Genomic DNA, 18,460 nt, shown 5'->3' with positions numbered 1-18,460 from the left:
GCGCGCGGCGACAGAGCGCGTGTTCGAGGCCACCTGGCAACGCTGTCGCGTCCACTGGACGAGGCACGCCCTGGCCCACGTCTCGCGCGGCCAGCACAGCGTCGTCGCCGCCGCGATCCGTCAGGCCTTCGATCAACCCGACCGCAAACAGGCCGGCGAGACATGGCGCCGGGTGGCCGACCGGCTCCGATCCCGCTGGCCCAAGCTGGCCGATCTCATGGACGACAGCGAACACGACGTGCTGGCCTGCATGGCCTTCCCGCGCCAGCACCGCGCCAAGCTGCGCGGCGCCAACCCGATCGAACGCCTGAACAAGGAGGTCAAGCGCCGCGCCGACGTCGTCGGGATCTTCCTCAACGAGGCCTCCATCACCCGCCTGATCGGCGCCGTGCTGTTCGAACAGAACGACGAATGGCAGACCGCCAGCCGCTACATGCAGGTCGAGGCCTTCGCCCAGATCGACAACGAGGAGACCGATCCCATTCTCGGCATCACGACCCAAGCCGCCTGATCATGACTTCAGGCCATCCGACAAATTACACCACCTTGACGGACGTGACCTATTCGGCGTGCTCTTGTTGAGCCCCGGCCATCGCTATGCATCCGAGATCAACGGCACGAGGGCGTCGGGCTGGGGCAAGGGGCGGAACGTAGATTTTCAGAAAACCCCCGCTTTTCTTGCGCTGCGATCCGAAAAGCCGCTGATCGATGCGATCGCCGATGGGCTGGCCAAGGGGCGCAAGGACCGCCAGAACGCCAGGGATCTTGCTGTTTGATCTTCAGCCGAGAGTCTTCTTCGAAACGGGCCGGGCTGAACCTGAAAGCGCGCCCTGTGACCGGTCCTGAGCGGTTTCCGGCATTCGTTCTGGCCCTGTGCCTATGGGCGGGGTCGGCCTTGGCCGAACCGCTGCGGGTGGTGGTGATTTCCGATCTGAACGGATCATACGGGTCCACGTCATATGATCCGCGTATCACGCGGGCGATCGACCGGATCATTTTGCTGAACCCGGATCTGGTGATTTCCACCGGAGACATGGTTGCCGGGCAGCGCCGCCCGCATCTTTCAGGCGCCGAGATCCGCGCCATGTGGATCGCCTTTCACGCCGTGGTCAGCGACCGGCTGGAAGCGGCTGGAATCCCCTTTGCGGTGACGCCCGGAAACCATGACGCCTCGGCTTTCGGCGATCCCGTTCTGGAATCGCTTTTTCAGCGCACCGGCGTTCTGATGCGCCTGTCGGGGCGTCATCATGCCCATTATCCGGCGAAGAAGGACGGCGTTCTTTACATCTCGCAGGCCAATCTTGGCGGCGGCGCCCGCAAACCGATCGGAGACACGCGAACCGGTCTGAACAGTTTCACCTTGCTGGAATTTCCCGATGACGGTCCGGTGAAGATCATGGCTCTTCGCGCCCCCGATTTCCAAACGGAAGTTGATCTGAATGCCCTGCCAGCGCAGATCCGGTCTGGTGTTGCGACGTTGACTCGCATGGACCTGGCGCCCTGACGTTCGGGCGTGGGGCGGGCGCGGGTCGGGCGCGGATCCGAGCGGTCCCGATGGATCATGGCCCTGCGTTCAGCCTGACCGTTCGGCCGGGGCGCCTTGGCGTTTGCGGTCGGGTCAGTACTGATCGCCGTCCCGGCAGTTCACGCAGATCTCGGCCAGGCTGGCCGAATTGGGCAGGTCGAGGGCCAATTCGACCAGGCGGGCCACGTCCTCGGGCTGGGTCATGTCCGCGTCCGGCGTTGCGGTCAGGCTGCGCGCCATGTCGGTGGCGACGAAGCCCGGGCACACGGCGGTGGCGCGCAGGCCGTGGTCCCAACCCTCGTGCCGCAGCCCGTGGGCCAGCGCGACGGCGGCGAATTTGGACATGGAATAGAGGCTGGTCGCGGCCGAGGCCACGCGCTTGCCCGAAAGCGAGGCGATGATCGCCACCCGCCCGGCCCCGGTCGCGGTCAGCGCCGGCCAGGCCGCCTTGGCGAGCCGGCGCGGGGCCTTGACGTTGACCTCCAGCATGGCGTCGAGCGCCTCGTCTTCGGCCTCGATCAGCGAACCGGGGATGATGATTCCGGCATTGGCGACGATGGCGTCGATGCGCCCGAAGGCGGCGAGCGCCTCCCCGGTCCAGGCGGGTTCGAGCCCGGCGACGGCGTCATAGGCGAACATATGGGCGCGCGCAGGGTCCGGGGCCCAGTCGGGGCGCGCCGGGCGGCGCATGCCGAGGCTGACGCGCCAGCCGTTTGCCAGCAGGCGTTGCGCCACGGCGGCGCCGATGCCCCGGTTGGCGCCTGATATCAGCGCCACGCGATCATGAGACATGGGAGAGGTCCTTTCCTTGGCGCCGGAGCGCGTGGGTCACTGCGACCGCTGGGCCAGCCAGATGCCGCCGAGCACGCAGACCAGCGCGACGGCGTGATAGAGGGCGAAGGTTTCGCCCAGGATCAGGATGGCGAGGATCGCCGCGAAGATCGGCACAAGGTTGATGTAGACGCCGGCGCGCCCCGGGCCGATCAGGTCGACGCCGCGCAGGAACAGGATCTGCGCGAAGCAGGAGGGGAACACCGCCACCAGCAGCGTCAACCCCCAGCCGGCGACGGTGGGCCACTGGTAGCCGGGCTGCGTGATTTCCCAGATCGCCAGCGGCGCGGCCGAGATCGCGGCGACGACGGCGAAGAAGGCGAACAGCACCACCCCGGGCACGTCGGGGCGGGCGCGCAGGGCCACGGTGTAGATGGCGTAGAAGGCCACCGCCAGCAGCATCAGCAGGTCGCCTTCGTTGATCGCGAGCGCGGCCAGCCTGGCGACATCGCCCTGGCTGGCCACCGTCGCCACGCCGACCAGCGTCAGGGCGACGCCGACCGCCTGCGTCGCGGTGATCCGGTCGCCATAGGCGAAGAAGGCGCCAAGCATGACCATCATCGGGATGGCGCCTTGCAGGATGCCCATGTTGATGCCGCTGGTATGGGCCGAGGCCACGTAGAACAGGCTGTTGAACACCGTGAAGCCGCAGACCGACATCAGCGCCATCAGCCCCATGCGGGCGCGGATCGCCGGCCAGTGGGCGCGCAATTCGCGCCCGTACAGCGCCAGCATGGCGGCGGCGACCATGGCCCAGCGCAGGAACACCAGCGCGAAGGGCGGGATTTCGCCCACGGCGAGCTGGGCGATGATGGCGTTGGAGGCCCACATCAGCGCCACCAGCGGCAGGATCGCGACCGGGGTTCGATACAGCGCCTGGATCATGGCGCGGCGGCGTGCGCGGCTGGCCGGGCTGCGCTGGCGCCGGCGCCGGGGCCGGGGGCGCGGGTCAATATTTCAGCTCGGCCAGCACGGCGATGTGGTCGCTGGGCCAGACCCCGTCCACGGGCGCGTCGCCGACCAGCCGGGCCTTGAGCACATGACCGAGCCTGCGCGCGCGCGCGGCGCCGACGAACAGGTAGTCGATGCGCCGGTCCGGTTCGCATTCCAGCGCCGCGTGGGCGTTGCGGTTGTCCCAGGTCAGGCCGGGGCCGCCATCGCCCGCCACGGCCCAGGCGTCATGGAAGAACAGATCCTCGACCGGGCAGGTGGTCAGGCCCCTGAGCATGCGGATTTCCTCGGACATGGGCTCGGCGTTGAAATCGCCGCACAGCACGGGGGGGAAGTTGCGCCGGGAATGGCGGGCCGCGAGGCGGGCCACGTCCGCCACCTGGCGCTGGCGGATATGGCTGTGCTGGTGTTTCCAGTTCAGATGCGTGCAGAACATCGGTATCTTGCCGCGCGGCCCGTCGATTTCGGCGAACAGGGCGACGCGGCGTTCTTCGGTTTCGGCATGGCCGAACAGCTCGACGGTCTCGGTGTCGGCGATCGGCCAGCGCGACAGGATGGCGTTGCCGAAGCCGAGGCCGTTCATCTCCATCGACTGGGCGTAGACGTGGTGATAGCCGAGCATGGACGCCAGTTCGGCGGCGTGGTTGGCGGTCCCGTCGGCCCAGACCTCCTGCAGCGCGATCACGTCGGCGTCGACGGCGCGCAGCGTGGCGGCGATGGCGGGCTGGCGGTCCTGCCACGGGCCGAAGCGCCACCAGACGTTCCAGGTGAGCGCGCGCAGCCGCTTGTCGGTGTTGGTGGTCATCGCAGGTTCCTCAGAGGTCGCGGATTGCCCGCGGCGCGATCATGTTGCAGGTTGGGCCCGCCCCCGACAAAGCAGGCGCCGCCCGGGCATTGCAACCTCTAAAGCGACAGGAAACCTCATGTTCGATCAGGCTGACGACCCCGAGACCCTGGGGTTCGACCGGCGGCGGCTGATGCGGTTCCGGCCCTGGATGCAGCGCTGGGTCGATGCGGGGCGCTACCCGGGCGCCCAGGTGCTGATCGCCCGGCGCGGGCGGATCGCGCATCACGACTGGGTCGGGCGGCGCGACGTCGCGCGCGGCCTGCCATGGGAGCGCGACACGATTCTGCGCATCTATTCCATGACCAAGCCGCTGACCACGGTGGCGCTGCTGATGCTGTTCGAGGATGCGCAATGCCATCTCGACACGCCGCTGGACGCGATCCTGCCGGAAATGGCGGGCATGCAGGCGCTGATCCCGGGGGCGCGCGCCATCGACCAGACCCGCCCGGCGCAGACCCGGCTGACGCTGCACCACCTGCTGACCCACACCTCGGGGTTCACCTATGGCTTCAATGACGGGGCGCTGGCCGCCGAAATGCGGGCGCGCGGGGTGAACTTTTCGGACAAGAGCGGCGATCTGGCCGACTCCGTCCGGCGGCTGGCGGCATTGCCGCTGGGGTTCGAGCCGGGGTCGCGCTGGAATTACGGGGTGTCCACGGATGTGCTCGGGCGGGTGATCGAGGTGGTGTCGGGGCAGCGGCTGGACCGCTTCATGCAGGCGCGGATCCTGGACCCGCTGGGCATGGAGGACACCGGGTTCGAGATCGCCGACGACCGGCTCGACCGGCTCGCCGCCTGCTACGCGCGGACCGATGACGACCCCATGGCGCTGTCGGACGCGCCGGGCGACAGCGTCTATCGCGCCGGGCGGGTGCGCCAGCATTCCGGCGGCGGCGGGCTGCTGTCCACGGCGCGGGACTATCTGCGCTTCGCCGAGATGCTGCGCGGCGGCGGGGCGCTTGGCGACGTGCGGCTGCTGGCCCCGGCGACGGTTGCGCTGATGACCGCGAACGCGCTGCGCGGCGATCTCGCCGCCATGGGCCAGCCGGTGTTTTCCGAGGTGAGCTTCGACGGCGTGGGGTTCGGGCTCGGGGTGGCGGTGACGCTGGATCCGGCGCTGGCCAAGACCGCGTCGAGCGCCGGGGATTACGGCTGGGGGGGCTTGGCCTCGACCATGTTCTGGGTCGATCCGGCGCTGGAGATGACGGCGATCTTCGTCACCCAGCTGACGCCCTCGTCGAGCTATCCCAACCGCAAGGAGATGCGCGCGCTGGTCTATTCGTCGCTGACCAACCCCCAGGCGGGGCGATGAAACGGGGCGCCGGGCCGGTCTTGCGGCGCAGTCCGGAAAACCGGGGCCGGGGGGGCATCGTCGAGGCCTTGACCGCTCTGCCGCGCAGATCCAGCCCGGGTCACGCCGCGTCGCCGGGTGCGTCGGGGGCGCCGGGGTCGCCAAACCATTCGGCATGCAGCGATTCAACGGCGCGGGGGTCGGCGCGGGCCTGCCGGTCCAGCGGCGAGCGCCGGTCCGAGACGATCCGCGCCGGGCGCCCGTCCAGCATCAGGATGCGATCGGCCATGGCCAGGGCCTCTCGCCGGTCATGGGTGGCGATCAGCCCGATGGCGCCGGTGCGCTCCAGCGCCGCGATCAGCAGGCGACGCATGGCGGCGGCGGAGGCGGGGTCGAGCGAGGTCATGGGTTCGTCCATCAGGATCGCCGCCGGGTCCACCGACAGGGCGCGCGCCAGCGCCGCCCGGCGCTGCATGCCCAGGGACACCCGTTCGGGGTGCAGGTCCGCCGCCTCGCCCAGCCCGACCTCGGCCAGCAATTCGCGCGCCCGCGCCATGCCGCCGGATCCGGGGATGACGGCGATGTTTTCGGCCAGGCTGCGCCAGGGCAGCAGGCGCGGGCTCTGGAACACCATGGCGATGCGGCCCTCGGGGCGTTCGATCCGGCCTTCGAAATCGCGGTCGATGCCGGCGATCATCGACAGCAGCGTGGATTTGCCCAGCCCCGAGCGCCCCAGCAGCGCCACCCGTTCGCCGGGCGGGATGCGCAGGCTGACGGCGCCGAGCACCGCGCGCCCGGCGAAGGCCTTGCGGGTCAGCTCGATGCGAAAGCCGCTCATCGCCGCCACCGTCCGGCGCGGCGTTCCCAGGGCTCGAGGATCAGCAATTCGATGGCCTGGGCGACGATGATGAAGCCGAAGGCGTAGGCGAGGATGGTGGCGACGTCGAACAGCTGGAAATACACGTGCAGCTGGAAGCCGACCCCGTTGGGGCGGCCCAGCAGCTCCACCACCAGCACGATCTTCCACACCAGCGCCAGCCCGTTGCGCGCGGCGACGGCGAAATAGGGGGTGAGCTGGGGCAGGATCACGTGGCGCAGGCGCGCGAGCCGGCCCAGCCGGTAGATCGCGGCCATTTCGGCGTAGTCCCTGGACAGCGCGCGGCCGCCCTCGCGCAGGGTGGCGGCGACGTTGGGGATCTTGTTGACGGCGACGGCGGCGACGGCGGCGGTCTCGGTGAGCCCGAACCAGACGTAGCAGAGGATGATGGTCACCAGCGCCGGCAGGTTGAGGAACAGCACCAGCCAGCCGCCAAAGGCCCTGTCGGCGCGCTGGTTCATGCCGAGCGCCAGGCCGATGGCCGAGCCGATGGTCATGGACAGCAGGAAGGCGGCGGCGACGCGGGCCAGGGTCGCGCCCAGATGCATGAAATAATTCTCGGTGCGGGCCTGCGCCAGGAACGCCTGCCAGACCGCGACCGGGCCGGGCAGCTCCTCCGATCCGATCAGGGCGGCGATCAGCGCCCAGACCAGCACGAAGCCGGCGAGCGAGGCCAGGGTCCAGCCGAGCCGCCCGCCCCCGGACGGGGGCGCGGGGACGTCGATTTCGCCAGGGGCGGGGGGCTGGATCGGGTCGGCGGTCGGCGTCAGGCGCGGCGCCGAGTCCCGCGCCGGCCGGGGCGGGGCGTCATCGGCCATCGTCGCCCGGCGGCGCGAAGCCCTCCGCGTCGAGCGCGCCGCCGCCGGCGGCGTAGCGGGCGCCGCCGTATTGCACCAGCAGGGCGTGCAGCTTGCGCGCCGAGGTCATGTGCGCCGGGGTCCAGCCTTCCACCATGCCGGCGCGGAAACGGTCGCGCAGGGCGATGAATTCGGCGTCGCCTTTCACTTTCATCTTCGGGCGCAGCCGGTCCCATTCCGCGTCGCTTTCGCGCAGCAGCGCCTGCGCCGCCGTCACCGAACGCAGGAACGCCGCCAGCACCCGCGGGTCGCTGCGCCCCGCGTCCCAGACGAAGCCGATCAGCGGCGGCGCGGGGGCGATGCCGAGCGCCGCCATGGCCTCGTCGACGCCGAGCAGGCGGGTCTTGCCCCTGGCCTCCATGCGCGCGGCCCAGTGCCAGAAGGTGGACACCGCGTCGACGGCGCCGGTGTCGAGTTGGCGCGCCATCAGCGGCGGCGCGCCGAACATCGTCTCGGTTTCGGCGGCGAGGTCGAAGCCGCAATCGCGCCGCGCCAGGGTGCGGTAGACGATCCAGCTTTTGTCGGACTCGCCGCCCACCACGCCGACCTTGCGGCCCTTGAGGTCGCACAGGTCGCGCACCGCGCCATTGGTCATCAGCGCCCCCAGCGCCACGGAATAGGGGGCGAAGCGCAGGTCGAGCCCCTTGTCGCGCCGCTGCTGGGACCACATCCAGTCGGTGACGATGACATCGGCGTCGCCGGCCTGAAAGGCGATGCCGGTGGCGGGCTTGCCGGCCAGCGCCAGCACGTCGAGCCGGTAGCCCTCGGCCGCGTCCAACCGGTTGTCGGCGATGGCGCTCATCAGCCAGTTGACAGTGCCGAATTTCAGCACCGCGACGCGCAGCGCCGGGTTTTCGGCGGCCATGGCGCGGGGCGCGATCAGGGTCAGCGCCGCAATCGGGGCTGCGATCGGGGCGGCGACCAGCATTGCGACCAGCAGGGCGGCGAGCAGGGCGGCGGGGGCTTTGGGGATCGGGTTCGGGGCGTTGGGCGTCATGCTGTCCTCCGGGATCGCCAGCAGAATGGGGCGTAAGCCGGCGCCCGTCAAACCGGACCTTTCGGCGAGGCCGGCGCCGGGGCCGGTCGGGCCGGGGCGGGGCGGGCCGGGCGGCGCTCAGGGGCGCTCGGCCTCGGCGTTCAGCTTGTTGAGCAGGCGATAGGTGTTGCGCTCGCTCATGCCGAGGGTCTCGGCGATCTTCTTGCGGTTGCCGCCATGGCTTTTCAGCAGCAGGCGCACATAGACGTCGCGGATCTCGTCAAGCGCCGGCGCGTGATCGAATCGCAGGGTGACGCCGGTCTCGGGGTCGGCCGCGTCGCCGTCGCCGGCGCTGGGCAGGGCCATGTCCGCGGGCGCCACCTCGCGCGCGCCGGCGGACATGATCACCCCGCGCTCCACCGCGTTGCGCAATTCGCGCAGGTTGCCGGGCCAGTCATGGGCGGTCAGGGCGGCGAGGCTTTCGGGCGGCAGGACCTTGTCGACGCCGCGATGGAAGCTGCGATTGGCGAGGAAATTCTCCGCCAGCGGCGCGATGTCGGCCTTGCGTTCGCGCAGCGCCGGGATGTGGATCGTGAAGGCGGCGAAATGGTAGTAGAGTTCGCTGCGGAAACGCCCGATCCTGGCCAGATCCTCCAGATCCACGCCGCTGGCGGCGAGAAATCGGGTCGAGGTGCGCAGGATGCCGGCGCCCTCGCGCGGGCGGTAGCTGCCGGTCTCGATCACCCGCAGCAGCTTGGCCTGCAGGTCCGGGTCCATGCGGTCGATGTCGTTGAGAAACAGCGTGCCGTTCTCGGCGGCGGCGATCAGGCCCGCGCCGCGCGCGTCGCCGCGCGCGTCGCCGGCGCGCCCGAACAGGTCGGCGGCGCTCAGGTCGGCGGCGCAGTCCACGGCGATGAAGCGGCCGTTGGCGCGCGGGCTCTGGCGGTGCAGGGCGCCGCCGACGAACCCCTTGCCGACGCCGCTTTCGCCGCTGATCAGCACCGGCGTCTGGGCATTGGCGAACAGCTGGATCAGGCGGCGCGTCTCGGCCATTTCCGGGCTGACGCCGACCAGGTTGAAATTGGATTCGCGTTCCGCCTGCACCTGCCAGAAGGCGAGGTCGCGTTTCAGCGCGGCGGTTTCGAACACCCGGTTCAGCGCCAGTTCCAGACTGTGGGGCGACACCGGCTTGACCAGAAAGTCGCAGGCCCCGCCGCGCACCGCCTGCACCACGCGGTCGATGGAGCCGTGGGCGGTGAGGATCATCACCGCGCAGTATTCGCGCAGTTCGGGCAGGAAACGCAGCCCGTCGGCGTCGGTGAGGCGCAGGTCGAGGATCGCCAGATCCGGGGTGAAATCGCGCAGCATGTCCAGCGCCTCGGCGCGCGACAGGGCCCCGCGCGCTTCCAGCCCCATGCGTTCGAGCTGGTCCTGCAGCAGCAGGTTGAGGGTCCTGTCGTCCTCGATCACCATCACCCGGCGGCGGGGGGGCGCCATGTCGGCGGCGGTCATGGGCGGGTCTCCCGGACATGGCGGGCGGCGTTGTCGTTGCGGGCGGCGTCGGCGTCGGCGTCGGCGAAGCGGATGACGAAACGGCTGCCCTCGCCCGGGGCGCTGCGCACGGATATGGTCGCGCCGATGCGCTCCAGCATGGATTTGACGATCGACAGGCCAAGCCCGCGCCCGGCGGTGCTGTCGGCCCGCCGCGACCAGAACGGCATGAAGATGTTGTCGATGTCGGCGGGTGCGATGCCCACCCCCTGATCGGCGAATTCCAGTTCGATGGCGGATGTCGCGTCGCCCGGCGCGCCGGCGCCCGGGGGGATGCGCCGCGCGCGCACCCGCAGCACGCCGCCCTCGGGCATGGCGTGGATGGCGTTCAGCGACAGGTTGGCCACCAGCATGCGGATGTCGCTGTCCGCGGCGAGCACCCGCAGATCCGGGGCGATGTCGGTTTCAAAGCGCACGTCGCGCGATTGCGCCTCGTAGGCCAGCAGCGCCAGCACCTCGGCGGCGGCGACCGACAGCGTGACCAGGCTTTCCGGCGTGCCGGGAGGGGCGCAGAGCATCAGCAGCGAATCGGTGATCTTGATGCAGTTCTGCACCTCGGCGCGGATCATCTCCATGTAGCGCGCCTCCTTTTCGCCCAGGCGTTCGTCCAGTTCCGAATGCAGCGCGTTCAGCCCGAGGTCGATCGAGGACAGGGGGTTGAAGATCTCATGCGCCACCCCCGCCGCCAGCAAACCGATTTCGGACAGCCGCTGCTGCTGGGAATATTGCGCCTGCATGTCCAGATCGCGAATGGATTCGATGACGCAGGAGCGGATTTCGCCGTCGAGCGCGAGATCGACCCGGGCGGCGGAGATTTCGGTGAACAGGTCCTTCCCGTCGGCGCCGACGAAGGTGTCCCGGCAGGTCAGCTGCGCGCTGGCCCCGGGGCGATGCAGTTCGGCCAGCGGGCAGCAGATCAGCGTGTGCGGGCACGGCGCGTCGCGCCGGTGGCTGGACCGGTGGCAGGGGGCGGCGAGCACCTGCTCCATGCTCTGCCCGACCATGCGGCAATACCCGGCATTGGCCTTCAGCACGCGGTAATCGCCGTCGATGACGCGGATGCCGTCGGGGATGGCGTCGATGACGCCTTGCAGGAAATCCTCGGACTGGCGCAGGCGGGCGAGGCTGGCCTGCAGGTCCGCGGCCATGCGGTTGAAGCCGCGCCCGAGCTGGGCGATCTCGTCATCGCCGATCACCGCGACACGGGTGTCGAGCCGCCCAGCGCGCAGCGCGCCGGCGGCCTGGGTCAGGCGTTCGAGCGGCGCGATCACCACCCGCCACAGCGCCAGCCACAGCCCGGCGCCCAGCAGCAGGATGACGCCGCCGCCGATCGCCGCCAGCTTCAGGGTCGAGGAACGGGCCTCGGCCTGGATCAGCCCGGCGTCGTAGTCGATGACCAGCAGGCCGTTGACCGGGCGCTGGGCCACCGGGCCGTGGCACATGCCGCATTGGGTCCGGTTGCGCACCGGGTTGACGCTGCGCAGCACCTCGCGCCCGCTGGCGTCGCGCATGTATTGCGCCTGCGGCGTCCGGGCCCGCAGGGCGCGGGCGGCGAGCGGGTCGGCGAAGCTTTCGTTCAGCCGCGCCGGGTCGGCGGAAAAGCGCACCTTCAGATCGGGGTTGAGGATCATGGCGGCGTTGATCCCCGGCTGCGCGCCGAGGTCGCGCAGGATGCGCTGCAGCCCGGGGATGTCGCGCTTGAGCATGGCGTTTTCCAGCGAGGCCTGCAGCAGCCGGTTCACCTGCAGCGAGCCGCGGGCGTGTTGGTCGATCAGGCGCTGCTGGTAGAATCCGCTGACCAGGAACAGGAAGACCACCGAGACCAGCGTCAGCAGCGCGCCGCTGGCCAGCGCGATCTTGCGCTGCAGGCTGGCCCCGACCCAGCGGCGCAGGGCGGCGGGCGGCGCGGTTGGGGGGGCGGCTGGGGGGGCGGCTGGGGGTGCGTTCATTCCAGCACCACGAACAGCCGCTCGTGGTGGTTGGCGCGGGCGCAGATGCGGCAAAGGCCGTTGCCCGGCGGCGCGCGGCCGGGGGCGTGCTGCGTCGCGCCGCAGGCGCGGCAGCGAAAACCGGTCAGCGCGATCGCATCGCTGGAGGGGGCCATGGCAGTCACCTCGACGGCATCGACGTCACAGACATCAGCGCAGAGGCCGCAGCCGGTGCAAAGCGCGGCATCGGTTTCATAGGCCAGTTCTTCATCGGCGTAATTGACCAAGGTCAATGCCCCGTGCGGACAGACCCGGGTGCAGGAATCGCAGCCGGCGCAGCGGTCGGGGTCGATGCGCGGGACATGGGCGAACAGCCGGTCGGCGGGGGTGGTGGTCCTGGCGCCGATGCGCTGGAAGGCCGCCAGATCGGCGGGGTCGGGGGGCGTCGGCGCCGGGGCCGGGGCGGCGGCGAGGCGGCGCAGGAAGGCGCGCCGCGACGGGTCGGGCGCGGCGCCGCGGGCCTGGGCGTCGCGCCAGCGACGCAGGTCGCGCGGGCTGGCCGGGGCCGGGGCCAGCGGCGCCAGGCCGCGCGACAGGGCGAGGCGGTTGAAATCGGCGACCCGGCGTTCGAGCGTGGTTTCGGGGCGCAGCGCGCAGGCCGCGCAATCGCCGGTCGCCACCGCCAGGCGCCGCGCGCCCTGCCCGTGCAGCCGCGCCAGATCGGCGAGCCCGAGGCCGTGAACGCAGGACCGCGCCCCGCCCCGTGCGGCGGCGGGGTGGCGGTGGCAGATCAGCAGCAGGCCCCCGTCGGTCGGCGCGGGCGGCGGGTTGGCGATGGTCGCCGCGCCCTCGCCGCAGGCCGCCGCGCAGGCGCCGCAGCCGGTGCAGGCCCCGGCGTCCAGCGTCAGATCGCCGTCGGGGTTCAGGGTCAGCGCGGCGCTCGGGCAGGCCTCGGCGCAGGCGGCGCAGCTGACCGCCAGCAGCGCGCCGCGCACGCAGCGATCCGGGTCGATGACCGGCGCGGGCGGCGTTGGGCGCGGGGTCATGTCACCAGCTTTCGGCGACTCCGGGCACATAGGCGGCGGTCTCCGTCGCCATGTCGGCCTCGAATTCGGCGCTCGAATAGGGCTGCACCCTGTCCTCGGGGCGCCAGCGGGCCTCGCCGGTCAGGTCTTCGAGCAGGTCGCGCAGGGCGTCGAGAAACGCGCCGGTGAGCCGCGCCGAGGCGGCCATGAAGGGCAGGCGGCAGCGCGCGCCCATCAGGGCGCAGAATTCCGGGACCCAGACCAGCAGGTGCCGGTCCATGAACCGCGCCGCGTCGCTGAGCGCGGTGTCATGGCCAAGCGCCAGCAGCGCCTCGACGAATTGCAGTTCGTGCACGATGTGATCATCCGAGCGCAGGCGCCAGTCGGGGGCCGAAAACCCGTAATGCTCATACCATTCGCGCACCGCGAACATGGGCTGCTGGCGTTCCAGATGGTCCTCGGTGAGCCAGACCGAGCCCGTGGGCGCCAGCCGGTAGCCATGGGTGAGGTAGACATCGGCGTATTCCGCCGCCAGCGCGTCGCCGGTCGCCGGGTCCAGCGGCGCCGGCAAGGCCGCGACCGCGGCGTCGAAATCCGCGGCGACGCCAGCTTCGCCATCCGGAAGGAAGGCGGCGAAGAATTCGCCCGCCTCCATGGCGCGCAGGCCGTCGATCAGCGCCGCGTCCGCTTCGCGGTCATGCAGGCGGATGATCAGGGACAGGGCGAGGCGCGCCGCCTCGACGCGCTGCGTCGCGGGATCATCCGGCATCGTCCACCGCCCCCTTGGAATGCGGGATGAACACGATCGAGGGGTTGGTGAGGTCCGGGTCGGCCATGCTTTTCACCTGCCGCACGATGCGGTCGTTGGGGCCGCGCGCGGTGGTCTGGAACGTGCCGTCGCGCAGCTGGTCGATGGGGCCCACGTCGAGCACCCGCATCATGCAGGCGGCGACGCAATAGGGTTTGCGCCCGGCGTCCTGTTCGTCCACGCACATGTTGCATTTCTTGACCACGTTTTCCTCGGGGTCGAATTGCGGCGCGCCGAAGGGGCAGGCGGCCTCGCATTTGCGGCAGCCGATGCACAGCGTCGCGTCGATGTCGACGATGCCGTCGGACTGGCGTTTCCAGATCGCGCCGGTGGGGCAGGCGGGCAGGCAGGCCGGTTCCGCGCAATGGTTGCAGGACATGTTGACCTTGAAGGCGAACACGTCGGGAAACACCCCGCCCTCGATATACTGCACCCGGCGAAAACGCGGCCCGGCGGCAAGCCCGTTCTTGTCCTTGCAGGCGATTTCGCAGGCGCGGCAGCCGATGCAGTCCACGTTGTTGTGGATGAAGCCCATCTGCAGGTCCGGCGTCACCGGGGTGTAGCCTTCGCGCTTGCGCTTCAGCGCCGCGGCTTTGATCCGGGCCTTATCGGTCGTATTGGCCATCTGAACTCTCCCGATGTCGGATTAAAGGTCGCGGCGGAAAACATGGCTGCGCGCCGTGGACAGCTGATCCCAGCCCGGCCGGTGGTCGAGCGCGGTCTTCTTCATGTCCACGAGGATGGTGTTGTAGGCGAAGGCCCCCGCCGGGCTGGGCGCGTCCAGCGTCAGGAAATCCGGGTTGCCGGACAGGTCGACGCCGTTTTCGTCGATGTCCATCCACGACCCTTCATGCAGCACCACCACGCCGGGCATGCAGCGTTCGGTGACGTAGACCGGGGTGACGACCTTGCCGCGCTCGTTCCAGATCTCGACCACGTCGCCGGTCCTGATGCCGAGCCGTCGCGCGTCCGATGCGTTGATCGTGGTTTCCTGCGTGAAGGTTTCGCGCAGCCAGGGGATGTTGTTGTAGATCGAATGGGTGCGCCAGCGCGGGTGCGGGGTGATCATGTGGAAGGGGAACCGGCTGGCCTTCGGATGGTTCAGCGATTCGAACGGTTCGATCCATTTCGGGATCGCCGGGATGTGATAGCCGTATTGGGTGCGGGTCCAGTCGGGGGTCTGGGCCAGCGTGGTCGAGAAGATCTCGATCCGCCCGGACGGGGTTTCGAAGGGCGCGCCGTTCTCGATCTGGTCGCGAAACGCCACATGCGGTTCGTCGAAGCGGAACTTGTAGACGCCGCGGCGCTTGAACTGGTCCCAGCTCAGCGGCACGCCCTGGTCGCGCTGCACCCCGGCCCACCATTCGATGAGGTAGCTTTCGTCCACCGCGTCCGGGTTGTCGAAATAGCTGCGATCGGCGCGCGGGTTGTAGCCGGGGCCGAAGCCGAGCCGGTAGGCCAGTTCGGTGAACACCTGGAAGTCGGATTTGGATTCGCCCATCGGATTGATGACCTTGGGGCGGTGGATGTAGTAGTGGCCCTTGTACCAGGGCAGCGCCACGTCATGGCGTTCGAAATGCGTGGCGATGGGCAGCAGGTAGTCGGCCCAGATGCCGGTGGGGGTGATGGTGCTGTCCATGCAGACCAGCAGGCTCTCGCCCTCGCCGTAGCTGTCGAGCTTGCGGATCGCCTCGATTTCCTTGTTGATGTTGGTCAGCTGGTTCAGCCAGTCCGAGCCCTGCCAGAAGATGCCGCGGATATTCGGCGGCACGCCGTCCAGATGGTCGTTGCGGGGCCAGAGGCCGATCTCCTCGCGCCTGATGTCGGGATAGTTCAGCACGCAATGCGCCCAGCGGTCGGACTTGATCGCCGCATACCAGACATTGGCGTATTCGTCATAGGGATAGGCGACGCCATGGGCGTGCCAGGATTTGCCCACGCCCTCGGCGCAGCCGCCCAGGACGCCGATATTGCCGGTCATCGCCTGCAGCGCCGCGGCCATGCGGCTGTATTGCTCGCCGAAGGCGGCGCGCCCCGGGGCCCAGCTGGCTTTCAGCGCCGCCGGCCTGGTTTGGGAATACATGTCCGCGAGCTTGATGATGTCCGCGGCCGAGACGCCGCAGATATCCGCCGCCCATTGCGGGGTCTTGGGAATGCCGTCGGACGCCCCCGAGATGTAGTCGCGAAAGCTTTCCTGCCCGCGCGCCCAGTCGGGCATGGTGCCCGGGTCCATGCCCTGCACGAAGCGGTTGATGAAATCCTGGTCCTGCTGGTTGGCGTCGAAGATGCGATAGGCCATGCCGGCCATCATCGCCGCGTCGGTGTTGGGCCTGATCGGGATCCACCAGGCGTCGTAGGCCGAGGCGCTGTCGGTGTATTGCGGGTCGATGATCACGAACTTGCAGCCGCGCTGCTTGGCCATGCGCATGTAGTAGAACGTGTTGCCGCCATGGAAGGTGTAGGCCGGGTTCCAGCCCCACATGATGATCAGCTTGCAATGGGCGTAGGCGTCGTCCTCGTTGCCGTCCTGAATGGTGCCGAAGGTGGTGCGCGAACTGAAGGTCGTGCCCTGGTATGACGGCACCGACCAGCTGTTGGTGCGGCAGCCGAACATGCCGAGGAACCGGCCCAGCAGGCCCTCGACCTGATCGGATTTGTGCAGCACCCCGTAGGAGGCCCCGGCATAGCTTTGATCCAGCAGCGCCGTGGGGCCGTAGGCGTTCTTCAGATGCACCATGCGCTCGGCGATCTCGCTGAGCGCCTGGTTCCAGCTCACCCGCTTGAACTTGCCCTCGCCGCGCTTGCCGACCCGCTTCATGGGGTAGAGCAGGCGTTCGGGCGAATACAGCCGCGAGCGGTAGGAGCGCCCGCGCAGGCAGGCGCGCAATTGCAGCCTGTCGGCGTTGTCCGTGCCGTAGGCGTCGCCCTCGTAAGACCCGTTGTCCGTGGACAGGCGCACGATCACGTCGCCCTTCTTGTGCGCCACCAGCATGTGGCGCGAGCCGCAGTTATGGGCGCAGGAGGTGACCACGGTCTCGAGCTCGTCGTCGGTGGGGTGGGGTTCGTAGGCGAAGGCCTCGGCCCGTTCGGGCGCGCCGCTCGCCGCCAGCCCCAGGGCTGCGGTGGCCGCCGCGGATTTGAGAAAATCGCGCCGGGTGCGGGTGAACAGCGCGGCGAGCGAGTCCGGGTGGTTCAGGATGGTCATGGGGGGTCCTCCGGTTACTCGGTCGCGGCTTGCGGGCGCTGATGGGCGGGGTCGGATTCGGTGGGGCGGCCGATCGCCCATTCGGGGATCTCCTCATCCATGTCGGGCCAGGCGTGGCGCGGGTAGGGGTAGGAGATGCGATACCACTGCCGCCCGCCATGGCAGCCGTAACAGCTGTCCGAACTGCCGGCCCGGGCCGCCGCCTCAATGGCCTCGGGCTTCAGATAGTCGACATTGTGGCGGTTGGTGCGGATGTCCGCGTGGCAGGCGAGGCAGCCATTGGGGGTTTCCTCGTCCTCGAAATCGACGCGGGCCTCGGGCCAGGGGGCGCCGATGCCCATGATCGCGTCCACATCCGGCATGGCGCCGTGGCAGCGCAGGCAGGTGGTCGACGGGTTGACCATCTTGCGCAGGGTGAATTCGGGGGTCGCGCCGGCGCCGAAGGGGGCGCGGCCGGGCATCATGTCGGGGCTTTCCTCGCGCGGGTCGCTGCCCTTGTGGCAGAACACGCATTCGAGGGCCATCACCGAAGTCGCGAAATCGCTTTTCAGGTGGCGCCAGTGGAAGCTGGCCTGTGCGCCCGCGTAGGTGTCGAGCGTCTGATACCAGGCGATGGTCTGGTCCGCGGGCACGCCGGCGGGGGCGGCGTCGCGGGGCGCATGATCGAGGATTTCCTGATGGCAGACCAGGCATTCGCCGTTGGTCGCCGCGTTGATGCGCGGTGGGAAATGGATCGGGTGATAGCGGGCGCGTTGGTAGTCGAGGCCGTTGATTTCGGCGCGCAGGGCGGCGATGCGCGCATCGGCGGTCGCCGCGTCGGTCCGGGCCGCGCCGCCGCCGGCGTCGGCGTCGGCGGCGGCCATGCGCATGGCCGCGCCCTCGACGAAACCGGAGGATGTCGTCGCGGCCAGCGGCGCGCGCGACGGGTCGGTGGCGAATGCCGAGGCCCCCAGCGCGGTCGCCGCGACGGCGAATGCCGCGGACAACGCCGCGAGAGCAAGGCGCCCAAACGGGGATTCGATCTTTCGCATATGGGGGACTCCTGGCTGGCGGACAGGGAGGAGCGGCGCTTGCGCGCCGCTCCCATGCGCGGGGTGGGGATCAGTTGGATTTCGGCGGGGTCCAGGTCTGGCCGCCCATGCCGGACATGCCGCCCATTCCCGACATGCCGCCCATGCCCGACATTCCCGACATTCCCGACATGCCGCGCATGCGACCGGTGAAGGGCGCGCGCGGGTAGGAGACCTTCGCGGTCCACTGGGTGCAGAACCAGCCGCCGCCCTGCCCGGAGAACCCGCCCATGCCAGACATGCCGCCCATGCCGCTCATGCCGCCCATGCCGCTCATGCCGCCCATGCCGGACATGCCGCCCATGCCAGACATGCCAGACATGCCGCCCATGCCGCCCATGCCGGACATACCGCCCATGCCAGACATGCCGCCCATGCCAGACATGCCGTCCATGCCGGACATGCCGCCCATGCCGCCCATGCCGCCCAGGCCGTCCATGCCGGACATGCCGCCCATGCCGCCCATGCCGCCCATGCCGCTCATGCCGGACATGCCGCCCATGCCGGACATACCGCCCATGCCAGACATGCCGTCCATGCCGGACATGCCGCCCATGCCGGACATGCCGCCCATGCCGCTCATGCCGCTCATGCCGGACATGCCGCCCATGCCGGACATGCCGCCCATGCCGGACATGCCGCTCATGCCGGACATGCCGCCCATGCCGGACATGCCGGACATGCCGCCCATGCCGGACATGCCGCCCATGCCGGACAT

The 18,460-nt window shown here is 69.8% G+C and carries 18 protein-coding genes; 4 read left to right on the top strand and 14 right to left on the bottom strand.

From position 1 onward, the window contains the following. The 3 genes from AC1HC7_RS16590 to AC1HC7_RS16580 form a co-directional block, all read left to right on the top strand. A partial coding sequence (locus AC1HC7_RS16590) for a transposase (protein ID WP_479499236.1) occupies window positions 1-511 on the top strand: 511 nt, incomplete at its 5' end. 58 nt (window positions 512-569) lie between these two features. After that, window positions 570-776, top strand: a complete 207-nt coding sequence (locus AC1HC7_RS16585) for a hypothetical protein (RefSeq protein ID WP_479495170.1) — start codon at window positions 570-572, stop codon at window positions 774-776. Next, window positions 773-1,504 carry a metallophosphoesterase gene (locus tag AC1HC7_RS16580; RefSeq protein WP_479495171.1) on the top strand — a complete coding sequence of 244 codons (732 nt, stop codon included), beginning with the start codon at window positions 773-775 and terminating at the stop codon, window positions 1,502-1,504. Before AC1HC7_RS16585 ends, AC1HC7_RS16580 begins: the two co-directional genes overlap by 4 nt. A gap of 114 nt (window positions 1,505-1,618) precedes the next feature. On the opposite strand, the gene AC1HC7_RS16575 is transcribed toward AC1HC7_RS16580, so the two are convergent. From AC1HC7_RS16575 to AC1HC7_RS16565, 3 genes are all read right to left on the bottom strand, one after another. After that, window positions 1,619-2,317, bottom strand: coding sequence for an SDR family NAD(P)-dependent oxidoreductase (locus AC1HC7_RS16575; protein ID WP_479499235.1), 699 nt, complete (start codon window positions 2,315-2,317; stop codon window positions 1,619-1,621). 36 nt (window positions 2,318-2,353) lie between these two features. Beyond that, entirely contained in the window at window positions 2,354-3,241 is an 888-nt protein-coding gene (locus AC1HC7_RS16570) for a DMT family transporter (protein ID WP_479495173.1), read from the bottom strand. A 64-nt stretch (window positions 3,242-3,305) separates the two neighbouring features. Continuing rightward, on the bottom strand, window positions 3,306-4,112 hold the full coding sequence (locus AC1HC7_RS16565; RefSeq protein ID WP_479495174.1) for an endonuclease/exonuclease/phosphatase family protein: 807 nt from the start codon (window positions 4,110-4,112) through the stop codon (window positions 3,306-3,308). Between the two features lie 118 nt (window positions 4,113-4,230). Between AC1HC7_RS16565 and AC1HC7_RS16560 the strand changes: the two genes are divergently transcribed. Beyond that, window positions 4,231-5,466 carry a serine hydrolase domain-containing protein gene (locus AC1HC7_RS16560; protein WP_479499234.1) on the top strand — a complete coding sequence of 412 codons (1,236 nt, stop codon included), beginning with the start codon at window positions 4,231-4,233 and terminating at the stop codon, window positions 5,464-5,466. Between the two features lie 100 nt (window positions 5,467-5,566). On the opposite strand, the gene AC1HC7_RS16555 is transcribed toward AC1HC7_RS16560, so the two are convergent. The 11 genes from AC1HC7_RS16555 to AC1HC7_RS16505 all read right to left on the bottom strand — a co-directional run. Next, window positions 5,567-6,283, bottom strand: a complete 717-nt coding sequence (locus AC1HC7_RS16555; RefSeq protein WP_479499233.1) for an ABC transporter ATP-binding protein — start codon at window positions 6,281-6,283, stop codon at window positions 5,567-5,569. After that, a complete protein-coding gene (locus AC1HC7_RS16550; protein ID WP_479495177.1) occupies window positions 6,280-7,140 on the bottom strand; it encodes an ABC transporter permease in 861 nt (286 codons plus the stop codon). Before AC1HC7_RS16550 ends, AC1HC7_RS16555 begins: the two co-directional genes overlap by 4 nt. Continuing rightward, a complete protein-coding gene (locus AC1HC7_RS16545) occupies window positions 7,130-8,176 on the bottom strand; it encodes an ABC transporter substrate-binding protein (RefSeq protein ID WP_479495178.1) in 1,047 nt (348 codons plus the stop codon). The genes AC1HC7_RS16550 and AC1HC7_RS16545 overlap by 11 nt, the downstream gene beginning before the upstream one ends. Before the next feature lie 117 nt (window positions 8,177-8,293). Continuing rightward, entirely contained in the window at window positions 8,294-9,667 is a 1,374-nt protein-coding gene (locus tag AC1HC7_RS16540) for a sigma-54-dependent transcriptional regulator (protein ID WP_479495179.1), read from the bottom strand. Next, window positions 9,664-11,655: a sensor histidine kinase gene (locus AC1HC7_RS16535; RefSeq protein ID WP_479499232.1), complete on the bottom strand. Its 1,992-nt coding sequence runs from the start codon at window positions 11,653-11,655 to the stop codon at window positions 9,664-9,666. Before AC1HC7_RS16535 ends, AC1HC7_RS16540 begins: the two co-directional genes overlap by 4 nt. Then, window positions 11,652-12,680, bottom strand: coding sequence for a 4Fe-4S dicluster-binding protein (locus tag AC1HC7_RS16530; protein ID WP_479495181.1), 1,029 nt, complete (start codon window positions 12,678-12,680; stop codon window positions 11,652-11,654). The genes AC1HC7_RS16535 and AC1HC7_RS16530 overlap by 4 nt, the downstream gene beginning before the upstream one ends. A 1-nt stretch (window position 12,681) precedes the next feature. After that, window positions 12,682-13,428: a TorD/DmsD family molecular chaperone gene (locus tag AC1HC7_RS16525; protein ID WP_479495182.1), complete on the bottom strand. Its 747-nt coding sequence runs from the start codon at window positions 13,426-13,428 to the stop codon at window positions 12,682-12,684. After that, window positions 13,418-14,092, bottom strand: coding sequence for a 4Fe-4S dicluster domain-containing protein (locus AC1HC7_RS16520; RefSeq protein ID WP_479495183.1), 675 nt, complete (start codon window positions 14,090-14,092; stop codon window positions 13,418-13,420). The genes AC1HC7_RS16525 and AC1HC7_RS16520 overlap by 11 nt, the downstream gene beginning before the upstream one ends. 21 nt (window positions 14,093-14,113) lie before the next feature. Next, window positions 14,114-16,672 (bottom strand): molybdopterin-dependent oxidoreductase, encoded by a 2,559-nt coding sequence (locus AC1HC7_RS16515; RefSeq protein WP_479495184.1) that lies wholly within the window; start codon window positions 16,670-16,672, stop codon window positions 14,114-14,116. Window positions 16,673-16,686: 14 nt separating this feature from the next. Beyond that, window positions 16,687-17,703: a hypothetical protein gene (locus AC1HC7_RS16510; RefSeq protein ID WP_479495185.1), complete on the bottom strand. Its 1,017-nt coding sequence runs from the start codon at window positions 17,701-17,703 to the stop codon at window positions 16,687-16,689. A gap of 70 nt (window positions 17,704-17,773) precedes the next feature. Then, window positions 17,774-18,460, bottom strand: a 687-nt coding sequence (locus AC1HC7_RS16505) for a hypothetical protein (RefSeq protein ID WP_479499231.1), incomplete at its 5' end; no start/stop codon positions are given.

The organism is Oceanicella sp. (genome assembly GCF_056449545.1).
The sequence above is the reverse complement of the archived record's forward strand: the minus strand, read 5'-3'. Positions and strand labels throughout refer to the sequence as shown.